Raw genomic sequence first — 21688 nt, forward strand, 5'->3', positions numbered from 1 at the left:
ACGTCATGTCATAGAAAGGGGAACTAACATGCAATTTCATGAACGACAGCAGGATTTGTTTGAACTAGAGGATCACTATGCGCTGGCACACTGCATATCCGCCGATGCGAGAATGGGTAAAGGAATTGCTGTGCAATTCAGAGAGCGGTTTGATCTACGGACACTTCAGGAGCAAGCGAAGCTAGAGCCGCTGGAGATTGGGCGATGTTATCCGGTTGGAAGGACGCTGAATCTTGTGACCAAAGCCAAATTTTCGAATAAACCTACGTATGCATCATTAACCCAGGCGGTTGAGTCTATGCGGGATGTCTGCTTAGAACAGGGAATTACTGCGCTGGCTATGCCTCGAATCGGTTGCGGGTTGGACAGATTGAAGTGGGAGAAGGTCAGCGTAATTATTCAGAATACGTTTGCGGAGATGGATATCGAGATCGTTGTATGCACAGTATGATCGAGTACAATCGGTATGTTGTATCTAAAAGAAAAAACCTCAGCTGGGTAAGGAAGCGTGCGAGTGACGGGGAGTAAGACGATTACGAAGTCTGATCCCTGTATTCATTAAGCCTGGAGCATGATTCATCTGCTCTGTGCTCTCGCAAACGCGCTTCCGTTACCGAAGCGAGGTTTTTTGTTGTTTTTATAAATAGGCGAAGCTGGATTTATTTTTTGGAAAACATCTCTTTTGCTTCATCCATAGCCATCTTGTTCCCGATGGAAGAATAATCAAGCCAAGGCTGTGCCCCTATCGGATACACATGACCAGCTTTGACCGCTTTCAGCCCTTGCCAGATTGGATTGCTTTGCAGCTCTTTGAACATGGTTTGGGCTTCATCATCTGAGTTAACCACGACAAAGATGGCATCGGCATCATAGTCTGGCAACACTTCACGGGATACAACCTGATATGGCTTGGAGGTATCCATGTCTTTGATGCCTTTGGCTGGAGTCAGTCCGAGATCATCGTACAAAATAGGGCCCATAGGACGGCGTGTGCTGAATACGCGTAATTCCTTGGCTGTGACACGAATGGCCATGACAGTGCCGTCACCGATCTGATCATGAATCAGTGATTGGACTTGTTTTGTTTCTGTTTCGTAGTCCTGAATATACTGCTCCGCTTCTTTCTCGCGATTTACCAGCTTGCCAATCTCTTTCAGGTGATCCCGCCATGTGCCGTTGTCCAGATTGAATACATGTACAGGTGCAATTTTTTCGAATTTGGCCACATCGTCACCGGAGAATTCCTCATCCAGATAGATGACATCCGGTTTAAGTGCAAGCAGTGCTTCCATATCAGGGTCCTTGACCGGGCCAAGTGGCGTTGTATCTTTCAGGCGATCAGCCACATGGGACAGGAAACCTTTCGCTTCCCCGCCGATGACAGAACCGACAGGCGTGATCCCGAGGGAAAGCAGATCATTGGTCAGGTGGATGGACATGGAAGCGATACGTGGTACACCTGAAGCAGCAGTGCTATTTGAATGGTCTGCGGAGTTGCTTGTGTTAGCATTGGTGTTTGAATCGTTCGCGCCCGATGTGGACGTCTTGGCCGTTCCACAGGCTGCAAGTACCAGCACCAAACTGATCGTTAGCAAAAGCATAAGATTTTTCTTTAACATAAACATAATTCGCGTTCTCCTTAAACATCTCATGGATGAAATTCATATTTTGGATAGCTTTATTTCGTTCGTACCAGCAGATATAAAAAATAGGGCGCGCCAATCGCGGCTACAACAACACCCGCTGGTATGGCATTTGGTGCAAATATTGTCCGGCCGACCGTATCGGCCGTCACCAGAATCACCATGCCGATCAGTCCTGCGGCGGGAATCAAGTGCCGGTGCAGTGGCCCGACCAGTCTGCGGGCCAGATGCGGGGCGGCGAGTCCAATGAAGCCAATACCTCCAGCGACAGATACGCTGACCGCAGATAAGGCAACGGCACAGAGCAGAAGCAGGATGCGCCGCGAGCGCACAGGTGTGCCGATGCTGGTCGCAGCGGCATCGCCTAGATGGAAGGCGTCCAACGTTTTGGAACGGCTCCAGATATAGGCGATGCAGATTACGATCCAAGGCAGCAAAGCCTGTACATGAATCCAGTCACGACCCCATACACTGCCTGCAAGCCAGCGTGCAGCGAAGGAATACGTGTCCTCGTCGAGACGTAGCGACAGATAGAGCGTAAGCGCATGAAATCCAGCAGCAACAGCAATGCCGACCAGAATCAGTTTAATTGGTGATACGCCGCTGTTTCGGTCATAGGACAGTAGCATAATAATCAGCGCTGCAACTACACTGCCGGCAAAAGCAAAGAGTGGGATCAACAGTGCTACTGAGGTATCCATGCTGAACGACAGGCTGACAAAAACCATTAGCCCAAAAGCCGCCCCGGCATGCAAGCCCAGAATCCCCGGATCGGCAAGTGCATTACGTGTAATGCCTTGCAGCGCAGCACCTGCAATTCCCAATCCAGCTCCGGCTAGAACGGTGACCAGAATGCGGGGCAATCGGTAGTCAAACAGGATGATCTGATCCTGTTCGCTCCCTTGTCCCAGCAAGGTCTGCACCACGGCCAGTGGGGATACGCGAACTGTGCCTGTATTCAGACTAATGAGAACCACCAATGTTGCGAGACACAGCAGAACCATGCTGATAAGTACCGCTCTTTTGCCCCGAGAGGTCTGATTAAACTTCTCTAAAGGGGATCTGAAGAGGAGTTTCATTCCCTGTTTCTTCACTACAAAGCCCTCCTTTCTTTACGGGCCAGATAGAGGAAGAACGGTACACCGACAAAAGCGACCATAATACCTACCGCCAGTTCCTGAGGCGGATTCACGATACGTGCCCCGAGATCAGCGAGCACAAGCAGAATCGCCCCGAGCAGGGAAGACATCGGAATGATCAACCGATAGTCTACGCCAACCAGTTTACGGGAGATATGAGGGATAACCAGCCCTACAAATCCAATCGAACCTACAGCGGAGACGGACACCCCTGCGAGCACAACGACAGCGGCAAGAGCAAGAAAGCGAGTCCAGCGCAGGTTCATCCCGAGATTAATGGCGACCTCTTCCCCCAGAGACATCAGCGAAACACGACGTGCGAGCGGCATGGTTAATAGTAGTGTGAGCAGCAACACCGGAAGAATCAGTTTCAGATGGCGCCATTCAATACCTCCAAAACCTCCCGCATACCAGAAGGCCAGATCCTGGCTCAGATCAAAATAAATGGCTACTCCTGTGCTCAGAGAACCGAGCATTGCGGCAATCACTGCACCAGCCACCGTGAGCCTAATGGAGCTCAAGCCCCCTGGGGCAGCCATACCCAGCAGGAAGACGAGCAATGTACCGAGCACAGCTCCTATAAACGATAAAAGCATAATCCATCCATAAGATAATCCCGGCCAGAACGCAAAGCTTAATGCTACGACAAACGTTGCTCCAGCGTTAATGCCAAGGATGCCGGTGTCGGCCAGTGGATTACGGGTAATGCCTTGCATCAAGGCTCCGGCTACAGCAAAAGCTGCTCCAATCACAGCGGCAGCAAGCACGCGTGGCAGTCTCAATTCATGAATGATCTGATGTGGTGTCAGAGCCGGGTTGTACTGGAAAATGGCTGTCCACACGGTTTCCAGTGTTAAGCCTTTGGCTCCTAATGAGATGGCAACAAACATGCTGATCAGCAGGACCGCGATGGCAGACAGAAACATCAGCCCAACGGCGACTGCGGATCGTTGAGTCTTGGACGGGCGATGAGGCAGTCCCGGATGTTGGATACGGGTCACTCCTTTATAACAAATAACATCTTTCGTTGTTATTGATTATCATTATCAATTAGTGAATATTATAAAATCTTAATCCAGGCCCGTACATGGCATAAATTAAGATTTGGGAAATGGACATTTTTTAGATTACAAAAGTGCGGGCCTGTTCGTCAACATCGAGAGCGCTTCCTCAAGCTGGATGTTAATGGAATATGGGGCGTACACAACCCAAGCGTTCCAATCTACAAGATGCACACGGCCGCTACGGACGGCGGGATGGCTGTTCCATAACGGATCATTCTTTAATTTTTGCAACAATGTTGCCGGGTGATGCAGGTTGTCTGTCGCAAGCACTAGCACATCGGCTTCCAGACCGTCCCATTCTCCGGGTGTAAAAGGCATCCAGTTGAAGCCGATCCCGGGAGCCTTGCCGTTCAGTTCCGTCTGAATACGCTGAGGTGCGCCGAGTTGTAGCGTCCGGTAAAACACATGACCGAAGTTACGGTGACTGTACATCCGCGGCCCTTTGGCAGTTAATGTACCTACAGCTACAGTGAGGCCGCCAGCCTGTTCTTTGATCTTCTTGCGTGCACGCTCTGCTTTGCGCTCATGCTTGTCCAGCCATTCTTTGGCCGCCTGAGTTCGATCTACAATCGAAGCGATCTGTTCCAAATGGCCGAACATGTCGGTCTGGTTCCATGGAATGGTTATGATGGGTGCAATATCACCAATATGTTCCATCGCTTTAGCCGTAGCGTTATCTTTGGTCAGAATCAGGTCGGGATTCACATCGAGAAATGCCTGCCGTCCTTGTTCCCACGGTTCATAGGCATGAAAAGGCATGGTAAGCGAACGGGGCAGATGTGGCAGATGGCCTTGAATCTGTGCTGCACAGGGTGTGATGCCAAGTGTCATCAGGTGATCGGTATAGGGATAAGAAAGTGACACAATGTTACGGTGAACTTGCTTGGCATAAGCCGTTGGTGCGTAGCCGGCATAATTACGAAACCGTCTGCTGAAATAAAACTCGTCACGGTAACCGACCTCACGGGCGATATCACGAATACGCAGATCGGAGGTCAATAACATTTCCTTCGCCCGGTTCATACGCAGATGAGTAATATATTCAATCGGATTTTTGTGCATCCGGCTTTTGAACAGTTGAGAGTAATAGGACGGATGCATGCCGGCCAGTTCGGCTAAGGTATCCAGCTTGATCTCATGCATATAATGTTGCTGTATATATTGCAATGTTGATTTTAACCAGTACTCGGGATCATCCTGCCCCTGTTCCTCGGTAGGGCTTGAATTTTCTTCAGGCCAGAGTAGATAGAGTAGCTCGGTTAATAGTAATTGCGCTTTGATTTCACGGGATGCTGTTTCGTTATCGGGATGTGCAAGTTCGGTCAGTTGGGTAGCGATCCGTTGAATGCCGTAAAAGGGACCTCGAATCCATCCGGCAACAGGTGAATGAAGTTCACGTTCATAGATGCGCTTCGCTTCTGTTTTCTCCGTCACTCGAAACAGGTCAAATTCAAGAATGTACAGCTCGGCATCTTGATCGACATCCGACACAAGTTCCAGACGGATTCCTGGTGGGTACAAACAGGCCGATTTGCGAACAACACGGGATGGCTCTGCATCCACAATCTGTGTTCCTGTGAAGCGATGCATATAGATGAAGGTATGATACGGGAGTTCGTCCGTATGCCACCGGAAACGTTGCTGTGTGTTAACATGCTCTGCCCGGCGAAGTTCAACCAGGGCATGATCCAGGAACTGGTGAAGTTCATTGTGAGCCGTTGCACGTGTATTTATATGATTTAAATTGCCGATAGGGCGTACAGTCAGTTCGTCATCTGAAGGTATGCGGTTATGGCCTTGATTTGGCTCAGAGATCATAGCGTACCTTCCTTTCATTGGGATCATTGTGTTCTTCAACAGGGTACATGTGCTCATTATGTGTCTCCAAGTTATCTTAGCAAATCTGTTGCGGAATTGAAATGTGATAAAGGGAAGCAAGCTTTTCTGACGAAAACGTTTCTTTTTGGTAAAATAAGAGAGATACCATGTTGGCTGGTCTGAATCATGAACCTTGTAATACGCAAATTGGTAGTAGGGAGGATGTACGTATGACACAGACAGCGGGACAGGATAAGGTACGATGGGGCATTATGGGCACGGGATGGATTGCATCCCAGTTTGCCAAGGATTTGGCACATGCGGGGAATGCGGTGAAAGCAGCGATTGGTTCACGAACCGCAGGTAGTGCGGAGAAATTTGCAACCGAATACGGTTTTGAACGCGCTTACGCTTCATATGATGAATTGCTGCGAGACCCTGAGGTGGATATCATCTATGTGGCAACGCCGCATCCGGTACATAAGGAAAATGTGATGGCCTGCCTCGAAGCAGGCAAAGCGGTACTTTGTGAGAAACCGTTTACGATGAACTCACGTCAATTGGAGCCGCTCGTGGAAACGGCGCGAGAACGGAAACTTTTCCTGATGGAGGGCATGTGGACACGCTTCCTGCCGCCGATTGTACAGGCAAGGGCATGGATTGCGGAAGGTCGTATTGGTGAAGTACGGATGGTGCAGGCAGACTTTGGATTCCGCATCGGCTGGGAGCCGGAAGGACGGTTGCTTAACCCGGATCTGGGCGGTGGAGCGCTGCTGGATGCCGGAGTATACCCGATCTCTTTCGCGTCGATGATCTTCGGTGAACAACCTCAACATGTATGGAGCACAGCACACATTGGGGAAACGGGTGTGGACGAGCAATTCTCTATACTGTTGTCTTATTCCGAGGGGCGTTCGGCGTCACTAAGCGGTGCCATTCGTTTGAATCTGAACAATGAGGCAGTAATCTATGGTACGGAAGGCCGAATTCGTCTGCCTTTTTTCCTCGCAGGCAAAGAAGCTTATTTACATGTGAACGGACAGGACGAGCCAGAGAAGTTTGTGGATGATCGGACTTGTCTCGGGTACGCATTCGAAGCAGAAGAGGCGGGACGTTGCATTCTGCAAGGTCGAACAGAGAGTAATACCATGAAACTGGACGAATCTCTGGAGATCATGAAGCTGATGGATACGGTTCGGCGGCAGTGGGGATTGCGCTACAGATCGGAGTAAGTGTCGCTGGCTAGTGATGGGAAAGGCCTTATTTATAGTGACTTAGATACACGCAAGCTGGATGGAACGCTGGAAATGCCGGGCGTGTGAGAAGTCCCACGCTTATGGCGAGTGTTTTCTTTAAGTGATGTAGTCCAGTTAGTTTATCGTGATGGCATCTGTTGTTGTATTCGCAGAGATAAACAAAGGGTTGGCGGGTTGGTTAAAAAGGGGCGCTGGAGTTGTACAAGCCTTGCAGTTGTATAACGGAAGAGTGAGTAATAAATAGCTACTCAATTAGGCGAAGTAGGCTGTAGCAGTTGAATTTTTCCATCGGGAGGGAGTGCAGCAGTTGATAAAGTTTCTGATTTCGGGATTTGAGCCTTTTGGCGGTGATGCTGTCAATCCGACGGGAGCGTTAATGGAAGCATTAGCGCATGAGGTGATCGAGGGAGCAGTATTAAAAACCGTGTTGCTACCTGTGAATTTTGATGAGTGTGCAGACATGCTGATTGCAGAGATGCAGGCCTTTCAGCCGGATGTTGTTGTTGCCTGCGGGTTGGCAAAAGGTAGAACGGCAATTACGCCAGAGCGCATCGCCATTAATGTGAAGGACATTCCGCCCGGATCTTATGCGGACAATCAGGGGCAGCGCCCTGTGGATGAGCCGATTGCAGCCGGAAGTCCCGATGGTTTATTTTCCACCTTGCCCATCCGGAAGATGGTCAATGATATGACGGCTGCGGGCATACCTGCAACAGTCTCCAATACGGCGGGAACATATATATGTAATAACACGATGTACCGGATACTCGATTACATTCGGTTGCAACAGTTGTCTGTGCGAGCAGGCTTTGTTCATTTTCCGGCTTCGACAGAAATGGCTGTGCAGGCACCTTCTGTCCCATCTCTGCCACTTCCAGTGATGCTGGATGCACTGCGATCGATGATTCGCACGGTTATGTTGGAGAAGGAAACAAGTAATTAAACTGCTGATATATCAAGCAGTAACGAATAACTAGGTAACCAACAAAAAGCGGATCCGGACAATCAACACTAATCAGGCAACCAACAATGATAAACCAATAACGAGGCAAACAATATATCAATAACCTGGCGACAAACAACAAACAAACCAACAACCAAACCAACAACCAAACCGATACAACGATACAACGAGGAAACTAATACGAGGAAATCAATAACCTAGGTAATCAATAAACTAATAAACAATCAACAACCAGGTAACCCACAAACAAACCATAGGCTATAAGCAAGCCATAACTGATAAACCAACTCAACGAATAAAAGGGCAACTTCAATACGTCACAAAGGTGGCGAGAGGAGTTGCCCTACTCGTATTTGATTAGTTTGGATTTTACACATATATCTCCCAATCATAGGGGAGTTTTACGAGCTAGTACCCAATGTGAGGGTGGAAACCTTGTGTAGACTCAATCTTACGGCGTGTTAGGGCCAATGATACTGCATGACTATCTGGCGCAATTTCTAACGATCCCCACAGACGCTATTTACACCAATTTGGAGGTTTTAGAATTCTAACGATCCGTAGGAACGCTATTTCACCGAAATAGACCAGATTGAGATGAAAAAGGACCATTTTCGGCTAAATAAGGTTTCTGGTGATCGTTAGAATTTGCAGACTGCAAAAATGAGTCAAATAAGGTCTGTCAGGATCGTTAGAGATAGACGGTACATAAAAGATAGGTCAAAACCTTAAGGAGTAGTAGCTCCGGCTAAGTTCAGAGTTAAACAACATGGAAACATTCCAATACCAGCCGATAGAGAGCATCGCAACATGAAGGTTAGATTTTTAACAAGTTCAAGTCAAACTCGGGAACCAGTTTTTCTTGCATGGCACGACCAAGCAGGGCCGTAATCGCAGCATAGCCGTCTTGACCCAAGTTAGCACTGAATTCGTTGACGTACAGGTCGATATGTTGAGCGGCTACGTTGGGGTCCATCTCTTGTGCATGCTCCATGACATATGTCTGCGATTCTTCAGGATGAGCCCAAGCGTACTCCACAGAGGCACGTGCCCAGCCCGCCAATGCGTGAGCATCCAGATCGCGGCGGGCAATAATGGCACCAAGCGGAATCGGCAAGCCTGTGTCATTTTCCCACCAGTTGCCGAGGTCAGTCATCAGCTGCAATTTATAGTTTTGGTACGTAAAACGTGCTTCATGGATAACCAGCCCGGCATCGATTTGACCATCACGAACGGCAGGCATAATTTTATCAAAAGGCATGACAACAATTTCACCGACACCGCCGGGAACATTTTGCGCGGCCCATAGACGGAATAACAGATAGGCTGTCGAGCGCTCGCTTGGTACGGCAACACGTCGTCCAGACAGGTATGACGGGTCAGTTGTTCCATCAGCTGTTAAAACCAAAGGGCCGCAGCCTCTGCCCAGAGCACCGCCAGCAGGTAATAAAGCATAGTTTTCCAATACATAAGGTAGCGCCGCATAAGAGATTTTCATCACTTCCGGAATGTCTGGTCCAATTGGACTTGCAGCAAGACCGTTCGTTATATCGATATCCGCATAGCGAACGTCAAGCTCAGGTGCACCAGGAATCAGACCGTGTACCCAAGCGTGAAAGATAAAAGTATCGTTAGGACAAGGGGAAAAAGCAATATTCATGATGTAATAACCTCCCGTAAAATAGAACTTGCTGCCTGGAGCGCATCCAGGGCATCCTTGATGCGCCAAGCGTCGCGGTCGCGTGGACCGACCGCGTTAGATATGCCGCGCAGTTCGAGCACCGGCAGGCCGAACTGCTGCGCAGCTGTTGCTACGCCGAAGCCTTCCATGCCTTCGGCGGCAGCATCCGGCACGCGGCGCAACAGCTCCGCGGCCGTCTGCGCGGTTCCGGTCGCCGTGGACACGGTGACCGCAGTGCCTCCGCTGACAGCGAGCCCTGCCCGCTGCAGCTCATGGCGAAGGCGCGCGGCAAGCACCGCGTCCGCCGCCACACGGGACGAGCCGAATCCGAGCTCGTCCACAGAGAGGAAGCCGTCTGGTGTCTGCGAGCCCAGATCGGCTGCAACCATGGCGTCGGCTACCACGAGGGAGCCGACGTCCGCCCGGCCGGGGAACCCGCCGCCGATGCCGGCACTGATCACCAGCCCATAGGCTGATGATCTGGCGCCTGTCCCGGCAACGGGCCCCGGCCCTGAAGATGCGGCTGTGCCTTGCGCCGCATCAAGTTCCTCTGGCGCGGCTGTGCCGTGCGCCAGTTCACGTGCCGCTGCTGAAGCAAAAGCTAGCGCAGCGGCAGTTCCGGCAGCGGCCGAGGCAGGGCCAACGCCCGCTGCAATAACATCAAACTGTGTTGCGGCATCATCACCCAAGCCGCGAAGGATGGCGTCTTTTTCTGCGTCCACAGCCGTTACAATCAGTATGCGTGAAGAAGCCCAGAGCCCGGCTGCAGAAGAAATCTTATCAGAAAACGTACCTTTTGTTATGTTCATGAGTTGTTTACCTCGATTTTAATTGTAATAGTAGATAGATCGGCGTTGCCAAGCCCAGCATGCATACGGATAGTGTTTAGAAGGCTATCTACTTTAGTATTTTGCAAAAATTCTTCATTCGTGTGCATACACATACACATAACCCGAACTCAAAATCGTAACCATACACTTATACGTTTATATGTCCACTGTATGGAAACAAATCCATTCTTTTTGTCTTTCAAAGAGTGGACAGTACTCTCCAAAAGAGCATGTCCCCCCGCTAATGATTGTAACACCATATATAGATGGGAAAATCAAAATTGTTATTTTTGATCTATATGTAGGTTGGTAGGTGAAGTGTGTTCTTTTAAGAAAAGTGTCCACCTTTTGATAAACAAAATCCCCAAATGTACACGACAAGTGGACAAGGTATAAACACGATCATGTCCTATCCAAAAGCCGGAACAGCGAATAGCGAATAGCAAAATGAAAACTTTCCACCATACTGTTACTCACACTCACTCATCACACTGACTCTAACTCATCCCATCTTAGCTCTTCCCACCTCACACTAACCCACCCTGACTCATCCTAACTCATTCTATCATTTTAACTCATCACATCTCTAACTCATAACTACCTCTCTATCTCACCCTCACTGATCTTACTCATATCTCTTCATACCTTGTTATACCTCATCTTAATTCATCCTAACTCATACTAAGCCATTGTAACTCATCATAACGAAGGAGCAGGTGCAAAACAATCTTTCGAGCTTATTCGCACCAAGTCCAGTTTCGAGCATATTCGCACCAGCTCAATAAGGAGGAACGATATTTATAGAAGTGATCAGATGCTCCCTCGCTAAACTATATTCGAAAGGAATATCCCTCTGATCTTTTAGAAAATAACATGATCGTTTTCTTGTTTCCTTTTTATATGTCAACTATACCATATGGATTGGTTTTATATACATTTTACTGTTCCCTAATTCAGGCATGTAGTTAAAGTTAAAGATTGACAAACTGTATTAACTGTATTATTAATAGTAGTACAGATGGTACACCGAGAGTGCACTATCAGCAAAACAAGCAAGGCGACATACTAAGTTAAGAAAGGAGGTGCGGGATGTTCGAATTGGATGTACGTAGCCGGAAGGCGATCTATGAGCAACTGGTGGATAAAGTCAAAGAAATGATCGTATACGGTATTCTAAAACCCGATGAGCAGCTTCCTTCCGTTCGGTCATTATCAACACAGCTCACCGTGAACCCGAATACAATTCAGAAGGCATACCGTGAGCTTGAGCGAGAAGGTTATATATATTCCGTGCAGGGTAAAGGAAGTTTCGTATCACCATCTGTGGAACATCCGAAGGAGGCTATGAAAGACGAGATCAGAGAATCCTTGGTGAAACTGATTGCCGAAGCTTCGTTTTCCGGTTTATCCAAGGCGGAGATGACTCTTTTATTCGAAGAAGCGATGGCCCGTATAGAGAAGGAGGTGCCCCATGATTGAGCTGAATCAAGTCGTCAAAGCTTTTGAACAGGAAAAGGCTGTCGATGGCGTAACAATGTACATAAATAAGGGGTCGATCTATGGTTTACTCGGTTCCAACGGGGCAGGCAAAACATCGTTGCTCAAAATCATTGCCGGTATTTATCGTCAAGACCGTGGAACAGTGCGCATTAACGGAGCCGAGGTATACGAAAATTTAGACCTGAAAGGCCGCACTATTTTCATGGCAGATTCACCAAACTTTTTCCCGCAATCTTCGATTACGCATATGGCTGCATTCTACCGCTCAATCTATCCAAGCTGGAGTGAGGAACGTTTCAACCAACTCGGGGCTGTCTTCAAATTAGATGTAAAACGCAAGCTTCATCGCATGTCCAAAGGCATGCGCCGTCAGGCTGCGGTATGGCTGGGACTCAGCTGTATGCCTGAGGTGTTGCTTATGGATGAACCGATTGATGGACTCGACCCTGTCATGCGCCAGCAGATCAAAAACCTCTTGTTCCAGGAAGCGGCGGAGCGTCAGGTGACGATTATCATCTCCTCCCACAATTTGCGGGAGATCGAAGATCTCTGTGACCATGTAGCCATCATGCACAAAGGCCAAATTATCGTGCAGAAGGATCTGGATGACCTTAAGTCTGATACACACAAGATTCAGGTTGCCTTCCGCCACCCGGATCATGCTGATTTATTGAAAGAACAGGTTCATATTATGCATGAAGAAAAAAGAGGAAGTGTCTCTTTGTATATTGTTAAAGGTCATCGTGAAGATGTTACGGCGCAATTTCGTTTGCACGATCCGTATCTGCTGGATGTGTTGCCGCTGACACTGGAGGAGATTTTTATCTATGAAATGGAGGGTGCCGGGTATGACATTCAACCGATTATACTTTAACCGCGGTATCCTGTACCAAAATTTCAGGCAGCACGGATGGCTTGGTATTGTTTATCTCTTGTTATTATTAACGCTTCCGCTATTTATCGGCACAGAGTATCGAGATTATACGGAGGACATTAGTACTCTATTTAAAGTAAACGGGGAGTTTCATTGGTTTCTTGCAATTACGGTGCCGGTTGTGATGGCTTTGTTCCTGTTCCGTTACATTCAAGCAGGGGGGCCAGCGGATGTATATCACAGCCTGCCGCTGAAGCGTAGACATTTGCTCACGATGAACCTGATGACCGGATATGTAATGATTCTGGTCCCCATCTGGATTACGGCTGGAGTTACCAAGTGGGTGTCCGTAGCTCTGAATGAACCCGCTTATGTTTTTAACGACAGTGCAATCTGGATGTGGGGAGTAACCATAAGTATCGTTTCTTTGTTCATGTTTACGTTGACAGTCGCGGTAGGGATGTGTATCGGGCAATCTATTCTACAGGGTCTGACCGTATACGGTATCTGCCTAATTCCAGTAATCTTTTGGGGAGTCTTTGAACTGCATCTGAAGCGTTTTTTGTTTGGTTATCCGGAGAACATTTTTCGTTTCAAAATCGAGACTATTTCTCCTATTTCCCGCGTCAGCAGTTTCAGTTATGCGATTCCTGGATGGGGCGAACTTAGTATTTACGCTGGGATGACCGTACTTATGATCGTTCTATCGTATCTCTTTTACCGTAAGCGCCATGTAGAATCGGCAACCCAAGCCATTGCATTTCGCATTGTCAAACCAATCTTCCGTTTTGGATTTATGTTCACGATTGTATTGCTTAGTGGCGCTTATTTCTCAATGATTTCCCCAGGCGATTCCCGGATATGGGGCGTTGCAGGTTACATCATTGGAGGCGTTGCGGGGTACATTGGAGCTGAGATGATCATTCGCAAAACCTGGCTGATCTGGAACAGTAGCTTATTACCACAGTTTGCTGTATATGGAATTGCAACTGCACTTATTCTTTACGTGCCTGTGGCAGACTGGAATGGTTATGCGACAAATGTGCCATCGAAAGACAACGTCGAGAAGGTTCGAATTGGCGGGGACCATACGATCTATGTAGATAATCAGATTGTAAAGCTGGATGATGAACAATTCTACTCTAATGACATGGGATATATTGATGCTGTTCTTGCACTTCATCAGAAAATTGTAGATTCCCGTCAGACGTTGAATGAGAAGGGACAAAGCCGGATTATACCTGACCAAGAGAGCGTCAGGGTTGACTATAAATTGAAGAATGGAAAGACAATATCACGGCAATATAGCGTTCAAGAGAGCCGTTTTCAACAAGAGTTTGAGCATATGAAAAACTTCGAAGATTATAAAGCAGTCAGTTATGGAACCTATGCACTCGACGATGACGTTCGCAGCGTTGGGATTCGGTCAAGATTGACTAGTGATCGCGCTGTATACATCAGTAACCCGCAGCTCATTCGTGAGTTCAAGGCTCTCTTGAAAGCAGAAATTTTAGATCAAACGTATGAAGATCAAAAATCCCATTGGGATTCATATGCATCAGCTGAGATTTATCAAGATTACCGGGATGGATTATCGTCCAAGCAGATCTTGAATCAACCTAATCTTAGCTCCACATACGAGATTAAACCAACCTACACCCGTTTAATTGCATGGCTCAAAGAGAACAAATTGTATGATCAGTTGCAGGTCTCTGTAGATGAAATTGCTTCTGCCCAGTTTATTAAACAAGAGATTAACAGCCCGGGTAAAGCTATTTATGTCTATCCTGACCCGCAATTCATAGATGAAAATCTAAAAGGAAACAAGAAGGTAGCCACCAAGAACAAAGAAATTATCAGCCAGTTGCTCCAGCGGCAAAGATCAGGTTACTACACCGATCAGGGTATCTTCTATCAGATCAAGCTTAATTTTAATAAAGGCCAGAACGTCTATATGATGTTAGAAGAGGATGATCTTACCGAGGATATGAGAGCCATTCTAATCGATCTTTAAATTTTTCTTTACTTCAGCTTGACCAAATGAAATATATGGAATATATTTGAAAAAGTGAAGATCCAAGCGATTCGTTGAATCACCAAATCTAATATGGAACGGCTCATGAGGGAAGCACCCGTAAGAGCAGGCACATGCCTGACTTGTGGGTGCTTTTTTTGTCGTTCGCCGAACGGATCGCTGATGTTGAATCTTGAACTGCAAGGGAGTCTTACTCTGGACGCTGTACGGAACAATTATGGGATATATACAGGGTGAATAGTGTCGCGGACTTCCATACTAATTTTGAGAAAAAGGGGTGCAGAAGGATGATGTATTTAAGACCGGAGAAGAAACGATTGGTAGAGCAATTTACGTTGCCTCGACAACCAATGGAAACGTGGAAGAGGCAGTCAATGTGGGTGCAGTTTTTTCATTTTTGGTTAAAGCTACTGGTCGGACATTCGGTTTTAAGAAGATTGAGTGTGATGTTTGTTGCAACGTACGGCATTGGAATGATATGTAGTGCAACAACAGTTCACGGTGAAGGGATTGAGCTGAATGTTACTGCACAGAAAGCCTGGAATACAGTAGTGAATAAGGCAGATGCGCAAACGGAACGTTCCTTACTACAGACATACGAAAGTGCCGGGAAATGGATTTCCCAAAAAGAGATGTGGGAACAAAAGATCAAGCAATTACATACAGCGAACGCTACTGAGTTGGTGCAACTTCGAAAGGCAATCAGTAATACCGATGCAGCGAAGCTGGCTGCTCTTCAGAAGTCAGTGGAACTTACGCAGGCACGTTATGAACCTTTATTCAAACTTTATAGCTCACTGAACAAACAATTGTCTGCTTCCAAGGCTCTCCAGAGCAAAGAGTGGAGTTCGGCCATTCGTACACAGGCTGACACGCTAAAACCCTTGGTGCAATTGGCACGTGAGGATATTCGTGCGAAGAAATTGAGCCTTGCTGAAGCACGGAAGCGGAAAAATAAGGAGGGGAAGCGGCTGCGAGCGATGTTAAATGGCACAAATGCTGTAAAAAAGCAGATACAAACGGCCAAGAAACAAGTCAGTTTGTCCAGAGAACGGTACTCGGATGCGCTTCGTAACTTTAAACAAACCCTAAAAAAAGGTGAGCCTTCACGTGTGCTGAGTAGCCTGAATTCCCTGGTTTCTTCTGCTGAGAGATGGACGGTTGCGAGCCAACATATTCACACGTTAGAGCAAAAGGTGTCTACGATCTACGTTACAGTAAGCCAAGAAATCCACAACAGATCCAAATGAATGAGCCTGATCCTGCAAGAAAATTGCATGGGAGAAACTAGATTTTTTCTGGTGCGTACACCTCTATAACAGAACCATTCATTGAACATGGAGCGAGGTGCAGGCTGGTGCAGATAGAGAGCAGAACGGGTTTGAAACGAAAGCGTTACTGGATTCCCATCAGTTTATTGCTCCTGATTATCGGTGTTGTAGGAGTAGGCTCACAATTCACACCCAGAATAACAGTACTTTTGCTAAAGACAGGGATTGGATTGTTTACTACAAATGAAAGCGACAAGGCATCGTTTATTTCGGAAGGGATAACCCGTGTTACCGATGTGGCCTATGCAGATGGAGGTCGTAACAACAGTACGCTGGACATTTATTATCCTTCCGCAGCAACTAAACCCTTGCCAGTCATATTGTGGGTTCATGGCGGCGGCTGGGTTATGGGTGATAAAAAAGACATAGCCGATTATGCGGTGCAGTTAAGCAAACGTGGTCATGTGGTGGTCAGCATGAATTATGCACTTGCGCCGAATACGACATACCCTGTGCCCGTAATGCAAACCAATCAGGCTCTAACATATATCAGAGATCATGTGAGTGAATATCAAGGTGATCCGAGCAACCTGTTTCTTGCTGGTAATTCGGCTGGTGCCCAGATTGCAAGTCAGACTGCGGCGCTGCTTACGAATCCCAATCTGGCAAAACAAATGAATATAACGCCATCAGTGGAATCTGAACAGCTAAGAGGAACACTTTTGTTCTGTGGGCCTTACCATTTGCGTACTGTCGAGAGTACAGGCTTTCCATTTATGCGAACGTTTCTCTGGTCATATACGGGAAGCAAAGCATACGAGAATGATCCACATCTGGACGAAATGTCAACGGTACTTCAGGCTACAGCCGCGTTTCCACCATCATTTATTACTTCCGGTAATGATGATCCTTTGACCGTACAATCGATTGAACTTGCAGAAGTGTTAGAGCGTCAAGGTGTCACGACAGAAACATTATTTTTTCAATCATCTTCGGAAAAGCTGGGACATGATTACCAGTTCGATCTGGGGAGTGAAGCAGCGCAGCAGGCACTACAGGCATCCGTGCAATTTATTCAGGCTCATAAAAAAGAAAACTAAAGATACAAAGAATTCAAGTTAAATCGGCACTTTAAAAAGGGTGTCACAGCGATTCAGCATGAAAAAACATGACATACGACTGGGACACCCTTTATTTATTTATTTATTTATTTATTTATTTATTGGCGAGAACTAACAATCTGCGCATAGCTTCTTCAACTGTTGCACGTGGACAGGCTACGTTGATGCGCATGAATCCGGCATATTCTTTGCCGAAGACAACCCCGCTATTGAATGCGAGTCCTGCCTCATGAAGCAGTTTCTTGCTTAATTGCGCATGAGTCAATCCTAATTCCCGGAAATCGACCCATAACAAATAGGTGGCTTCAGGAAGGTACAGACGGATACCTGGCAGATGCTCCGCAATAAATTGCTGCACGTATTCCATGTTGCCCCGAATATAAGCAAGACATTGATCAAGCCAATCTTCGCCACCGTTATAAGCGGCCTCGGTTGCTACGGCTCCTAGTGTACTAATACTGGATAACCCCATGGTACGCACGCCTTTGGCGAACTGTTCCCGCAATTGGGCATTAGGAATGATAATGTTTGATGAACTTAATCCGGGGATATTAAACGTTTTGCTTGGTGCTGTGCAGATGATGCTGCGAGCTGCGATCGCTTCCGAGATCAGACTTAGCGGTGTATGTGTTCCACGTTCATACACCAGATCAGCATGGATTTCATCCGATACGATGAGCACATTATATTTCAGACACAGTGATGCAAGAGCCTCCAGTTCCTCACGGCTCCATACTCGTCCAACCGGATTGTGAGGACTGCACAGGATCAGCATTTTGACCTTTCCATTCTGGAAACTTCTCTCCAGATGATTCAGATCCATGCTGTATTTCCCATGTTCTTCGATCAGTGGATTCGTAATGAGTTCCCGTCCCTGATCTCTCACGACATCATAGAAGGGAGGATATACGGGTGTCTGGATGACTACAGCATCCCCTGGTGAAGTAAATTGTTGTACCGCTATACTGAGCGCAGGTACGATCCCAGGCGTGAATACGATCCAGTCCGCATGGATTTTCCAGTTGTGGCGGCGTTGCATCCAGTCTGTGATGGCTGCATGATAGTCCTCGGTTCGCAGAGTGTAACCAAAGATGCCGTGTCCCATCCGGGCCTGTAAAGCTTCAATAACAGATGGAGGAGCAGCAAAATCCATATCGGCTACCCACATAGGAAGTGCATCTGCTACACCGAATAATGCCTCAAGCCCGTCCCATTTCTCGGAAGCGGTAGATATTCGGTCAATCGGTGTATCAAACAAATATTGATCTATCATAACAAAGAAGTCCTCCTTGGTTCATTGATTCGTTGTTATGTCCTACAAACAAGACATCATTATCTAATACATATTGTATTTTCGCAACTTCTAAACCATTTTTATATGACCCAAGTCCTGATTTAGCGAGATATCGTTTACAACCTGCCATCAAGTACTTATGATATGGCTAACATGAGGTGGGAGTTGAAGGATTATCGATACAGTTCATTGTTATATGAACTAAATTCATCCGCACTATACCTTTCATAACCTTATGATTCAATTCAATATGTAATATTCATCTTTTATTATACTGAACTTTGGAGGCGAAGGAACATGAAAAACAAAAAGTGGTTGATTGCAGCAGGCGTATTTGGGATGGTGTTAACGGGATCAGCAGGTGTCTATGCAGGTACGCAACTGGAAACGATCAAAGCCTATCTGAATCACGGACTTGCCATTGAAGTAAACGGACAAAAATTCACACCGACAGGTGATCAGGGCAAAAAACTTGCGCCTATTACGTATCAAGGCAGTACATACCTTCCGGCTCGCTCCATTGCTGAAGCTTTAAATACAGAAGTGAAATATGACGCCAAAAATAATAAGGTAAGCATCGGTGCTTCAAGCTCATCAGGCGGGTCTGCATCCACTGGAGGCGGTCAATCCACATCTCCATCGACAGGTACGAACTCACAAGCTCCAGGCGTGAAATCCAAGTACTTGCCAGCAGATTTCCCATTGCCTAAGGATGCAAAAGCGACCAGCTTGATTGAGAATGTTGTAGATGGAAACAAAAAAGTAGTGCTGATCTATACATCCAAGGAGAGTCTGAGCACCCTCGCTTCATCTTACAAAAACTATTATCAGAATAAAAACCTGACTCAAAACAGTGAGGATATTCAAGCTGACGAATTCAGCATTTTAGGTCGTGAGGAAGGCAAGTACGCTGTAACGATTACAGGTAACGCATCTTCAAGCGATAAGGATTTGAATGAAGTTACGGTCATCTGGGGAGAAGAATGAGCAAGTTCATATGTTGTCTAATTCTTAAAATAAAGCAAGCCGATATGCCTGTAATGATTCGTGATTACAGGCATATCGGCTTTTTGCGTTCAAAGTGCAGAGTATCCTTGTAACAGTCTTTAGGTCAATCTTTTCGTTCAACTTCAATGGGAGGTTTACAGATATTCGTTAAACCACCCGACGATATGCTCTAAACGTCGCACCCTCAGATGTGGATTACCGGAGCGAGATAGTTCATGGTTGGCTCCAGGGAAACGAACGAGTCGGGTCGTTTGCTTGCGCCGTTTCAGTGCAACATATAATTGCTCGGCTTGCTCAATGGGACAGCGGAGATCCTGTTCGCCATGAAGGATAAGCAGTGGTGTCTGCATATTGCCCACATAAGCCAGCGGAGAATGTTTCCACAGTTTTTCCGTGTCTTCCCATGCATTACCGCCAATCTGATCTTCCGTAAAGAAATATCCAATATCACTGACGCCATAGAATGACAACCAGTTGCAGATGGAACGCTGGGTAACAGCAGCTTTGAAGCGGTTCGTATGTCCCACGATCCAGTTCGTCATGAACCCGCCATAGCTACCGCCGGTTACGCCCAGTCTGGATGGATCGATGAAGGCATAATGGGATAAAGCATAGTCCACAGACTCCATCAGGTCTCGGTAATCCCCACCGCCATAATCTTCCCGACAAGCATTCACGAACTGTTGACCATATCCTAATCCTCCACGCGGATTGAGATACATCACAGCATAGCCCTGAGCAACAAGGAGCTGGAACTCATGCATAAAAGTAAAACCATACATCATATGCGGGCCGCCATGAATTTCAAGAATCGTCGGAACCTTGACACCCTCAACGATGCCATGAGGTTTCATGATCCACCCTTGCAGCTGTAGCCCATCCGACGAGTCAAACCAGAAGGTTTCTGGCGTACTAAGCCAAATGTCCTGTTCTAACTGCGGGTTACTGTTCGTGAGACGGACAGGTTCGATTCCGGGGTCTCCTGGTTGTTCATACAGATACAAGTCACCGGGATGTTGTGTATTCGCAACAGCCGCGACGATCTGGCCCTGTGCCAGCTCTGCAAACTGATAGATCTCGCACTCATCTGGCAAAATGTAATCGGCACCACTTCCATCTAATGCGAATCTAGCGATACGCACGCTGCCATGTATCGTAGCAAGACACAGAATGGAAGAGCCATCCCGTGAATATAGCGGACCTGTCGTGACGAGGTGAGAGCGCATATCACCAACAAGGCTATGGTTCATCTGTACATCCCAATCTGCACTTAGGCATTCAGGTGTTCCACCCGATATCGGGAGTGTATACAATTTCGCCAAGGTAGCATTGCCATAAGAGCGGTCACTGGCGAGAAGGGCTAGAGATTGCGCGTCAGGTGCATAACTAAGCCGATAGAAGGTATATCCTTCCGGGGTTAGTTGCTGTAGATCTGATCCATCAGGTCTGGATGTATACACATGATTGGTCAACGTAAAGTCGCTATGATCCGCGCCCTCTTCGGGCATTTCGGTAATCCAGGCGATACGTTTTCCATCCGGAGACCAGGCATAGTCCCCGATATCATAGTGACCCGTCGTAACAGGAATAGCCTCTGCACTGATTGGCGCGATAACAAAGAGATGAGAGCGTTTGCCATTCCATAATCCGCCACTATCCGATTTCATGCGAATTCGGTCCACGATGATTTCTTGAGGCAGTGAGTTTTCCTTATGATCTGTGTTGTAGCCTTCCGCGGACGTTGAATCTGATTTTTTATCTATCATTTCCACAGAAGACTTTACAAGCAGAGTCCCGCCATCTGGCGCCCATAAAAAGGAACTGACGCCATGCTGCAGGTGACTAATCTGCTGTGCTTCTCCGCCATCCGAAGCGATGAGCCATACCTGGGATTTTCCCTGCACTTCGCGTATAAAAGCAAGCTGTGCCCCATCCGGCGACCAAGCTGGGGAATGATCATTTTCTCCAGAAGTGAAAGGTCTGTCCTTTCGACTATCCAGATGAAGTAGTCTCAGGTGTGAGCGATAACCATCGTGTTTTTCATTTATTTGCCGGCTAACATACACCAGATGTCCGCCTTGAGGAGAAGGGACCGGATCATTAACCCATGTAAGCTGGTACAAATCATCCGATGTCATGCCACGTTGCTCGTTCATCGCTTGTCCTCCTACTAGTATTCAGATTGGATAA

17 protein-coding genes are annotated in these 21688 nt (G+C 47.2%); 9 read left to right on the forward strand and 8 right to left on the reverse strand.

Annotation, left to right across the window (positions count from 1 at the left end):
• Window positions 1–28 precede the first annotated feature (28 nt).
• Window positions 29–451: a macro domain-containing protein gene (locus BLQ13_RS07645; protein WP_090917753.1), complete on the forward strand. Its 423-nt coding sequence runs from the start codon at window positions 29–31 to the stop codon at window positions 449–451.
• Between the two features lie 208 nt (window positions 452–659).
• Here BLQ13_RS07645 and BLQ13_RS07650 read toward each other — a convergent pair whose 3' ends face one another.
• From BLQ13_RS07650 to BLQ13_RS07665, 4 genes are all read right to left on the reverse strand, one after another.
• A complete protein-coding gene (locus BLQ13_RS07650; protein ID WP_090917915.1) occupies window positions 660–1619 on the reverse strand; it encodes an iron-hydroxamate ABC transporter substrate-binding protein in 960 nt (319 codons plus the stop codon).
• 59 nt (window positions 1620–1678) lie between these two features.
• On the reverse strand, window positions 1679–2722 hold the full coding sequence (locus tag BLQ13_RS07655) for a FecCD family ABC transporter permease (protein ID WP_090917917.1): 1044 nt from the start codon (window positions 2720–2722) through the stop codon (window positions 1679–1681).
• 14 nt (window positions 2723–2736) lie between these two features.
• Window positions 2737–3708, reverse strand: a complete 972-nt coding sequence (locus BLQ13_RS07660; protein WP_167375675.1) for a FecCD family ABC transporter permease — start codon at window positions 3706–3708, stop codon at window positions 2737–2739.
• 201 nt (window positions 3709–3909) lie between these two features.
• Window positions 3910–5664, reverse strand: coding sequence for an AraC family transcriptional regulator (locus BLQ13_RS07665; protein ID WP_167375670.1), 1755 nt, complete (start codon window positions 5662–5664; stop codon window positions 3910–3912).
• Between the two features lie 230 nt (window positions 5665–5894).
• On the opposite strand from BLQ13_RS07665, the gene BLQ13_RS07670 reads away from it, so the two are divergent.
• Together BLQ13_RS07670 and BLQ13_RS07675 are read left to right on the forward strand one after the other, a co-directional pair.
• Window positions 5895–6896, forward strand: coding sequence for a Gfo/Idh/MocA family protein (locus BLQ13_RS07670; RefSeq protein ID WP_090917758.1), 1002 nt, complete (start codon window positions 5895–5897; stop codon window positions 6894–6896).
• Between the two features lie 334 nt (window positions 6897–7230).
• Entirely contained in the window at window positions 7231–7863 is a 633-nt protein-coding gene (locus BLQ13_RS07675) for a pyroglutamyl-peptidase I (RefSeq protein WP_090917921.1), read from the forward strand.
• Between the two features lie 838 nt (window positions 7864–8701).
• On the opposite strand, the gene BLQ13_RS07680 is transcribed toward BLQ13_RS07675, so the two are convergent.
• The gene (locus BLQ13_RS07680; protein WP_090917760.1) at window positions 8702–9544 is read right to left on the reverse strand and encodes a 1,4-dihydroxy-6-naphtoate synthase; all 843 of its coding nucleotides are present in this window, start codon (window positions 9542–9544) and stop codon (window positions 8702–8704) included.
• Entirely contained in the window at window positions 9541–10374 is an 834-nt protein-coding gene (locus BLQ13_RS07685; protein ID WP_090917762.1) for a futalosine hydrolase, read from the reverse strand. Before BLQ13_RS07685 ends, BLQ13_RS07680 begins: the two co-directional genes overlap by 4 nt.
• A gap of 1110 nt (window positions 10375–11484) precedes the next feature.
• Between BLQ13_RS07685 and BLQ13_RS07690 the strand changes: the two genes are divergently transcribed.
• The 5 genes from BLQ13_RS07690 (at window position 11485) to BLQ13_RS07710 (ending at window position 17175) form a co-directional block, all read left to right on the forward strand.
• Window positions 11485–11874, forward strand: coding sequence for a GntR family transcriptional regulator (locus tag BLQ13_RS07690; RefSeq protein WP_090917764.1), 390 nt, complete (start codon window positions 11485–11487; stop codon window positions 11872–11874).
• A complete protein-coding gene (locus tag BLQ13_RS07695; RefSeq protein WP_090917766.1) occupies window positions 11867–12769 on the forward strand; it encodes an ABC transporter ATP-binding protein in 903 nt (300 codons plus the stop codon). Before BLQ13_RS07690 ends, BLQ13_RS07695 begins: the two co-directional genes overlap by 8 nt.
• The gene (locus BLQ13_RS07700; RefSeq protein ID WP_139168862.1) at window positions 12723–14783 is read left to right on the forward strand and encodes a hypothetical protein; all 2061 of its coding nucleotides are present in this window, start codon (window positions 12723–12725) and stop codon (window positions 14781–14783) included. The genes BLQ13_RS07695 and BLQ13_RS07700 overlap by 47 nt, the downstream gene beginning before the upstream one ends.
• Window positions 14784–15091: 308 nt before the next feature.
• A complete protein-coding gene (locus BLQ13_RS07705; protein WP_139168863.1) occupies window positions 15092–16054 on the forward strand; it encodes a hypothetical protein in 963 nt (320 codons plus the stop codon).
• 131 nt (window positions 16055–16185) lie between these two features.
• Window positions 16186–17175 carry an alpha/beta hydrolase gene (locus tag BLQ13_RS07710; RefSeq protein ID WP_167375671.1) on the forward strand — a complete coding sequence of 330 codons (990 nt, stop codon included), beginning with the start codon at window positions 16186–16188 and terminating at the stop codon, window positions 17173–17175.
• A gap of 115 nt (window positions 17176–17290) precedes the next feature.
• Here the strand turns inward: BLQ13_RS07710 and BLQ13_RS07715 are convergent, their stop codons facing one another.
• Window positions 17291–18469, reverse strand: coding sequence for a MalY/PatB family protein (locus BLQ13_RS07715; RefSeq protein WP_090917775.1), 1179 nt, complete (start codon window positions 18467–18469; stop codon window positions 17291–17293).
• A 318-nt stretch (window positions 18470–18787) separates the two neighbouring features.
• Here BLQ13_RS07715 and BLQ13_RS07720 point away from each other — a divergent pair, with 318 nt between their 5' ends.
• Window positions 18788–19477, forward strand: a complete 690-nt coding sequence (locus tag BLQ13_RS07720; protein WP_090917777.1) for a stalk domain-containing protein — start codon at window positions 18788–18790, stop codon at window positions 19475–19477.
• A gap of 155 nt (window positions 19478–19632) precedes the next feature.
• On the opposite strand, the gene BLQ13_RS07725 is transcribed toward BLQ13_RS07720, so the two are convergent.
• A complete protein-coding gene (locus tag BLQ13_RS07725; protein WP_090917779.1) occupies window positions 19633–21654 on the reverse strand; it encodes an alpha/beta hydrolase family protein in 2022 nt (673 codons plus the stop codon).
• Window positions 21655–21688: the final 34 nt, after the last annotated feature.

Origin of the sequence: Paenibacillus polysaccharolyticus (assembly GCF_900102085.1) — a bacterium.
Taxonomy (GTDB): domain Bacteria; phylum Bacillota; class Bacilli; order Paenibacillales; family Paenibacillaceae; genus Paenibacillus; species Paenibacillus polysaccharolyticus.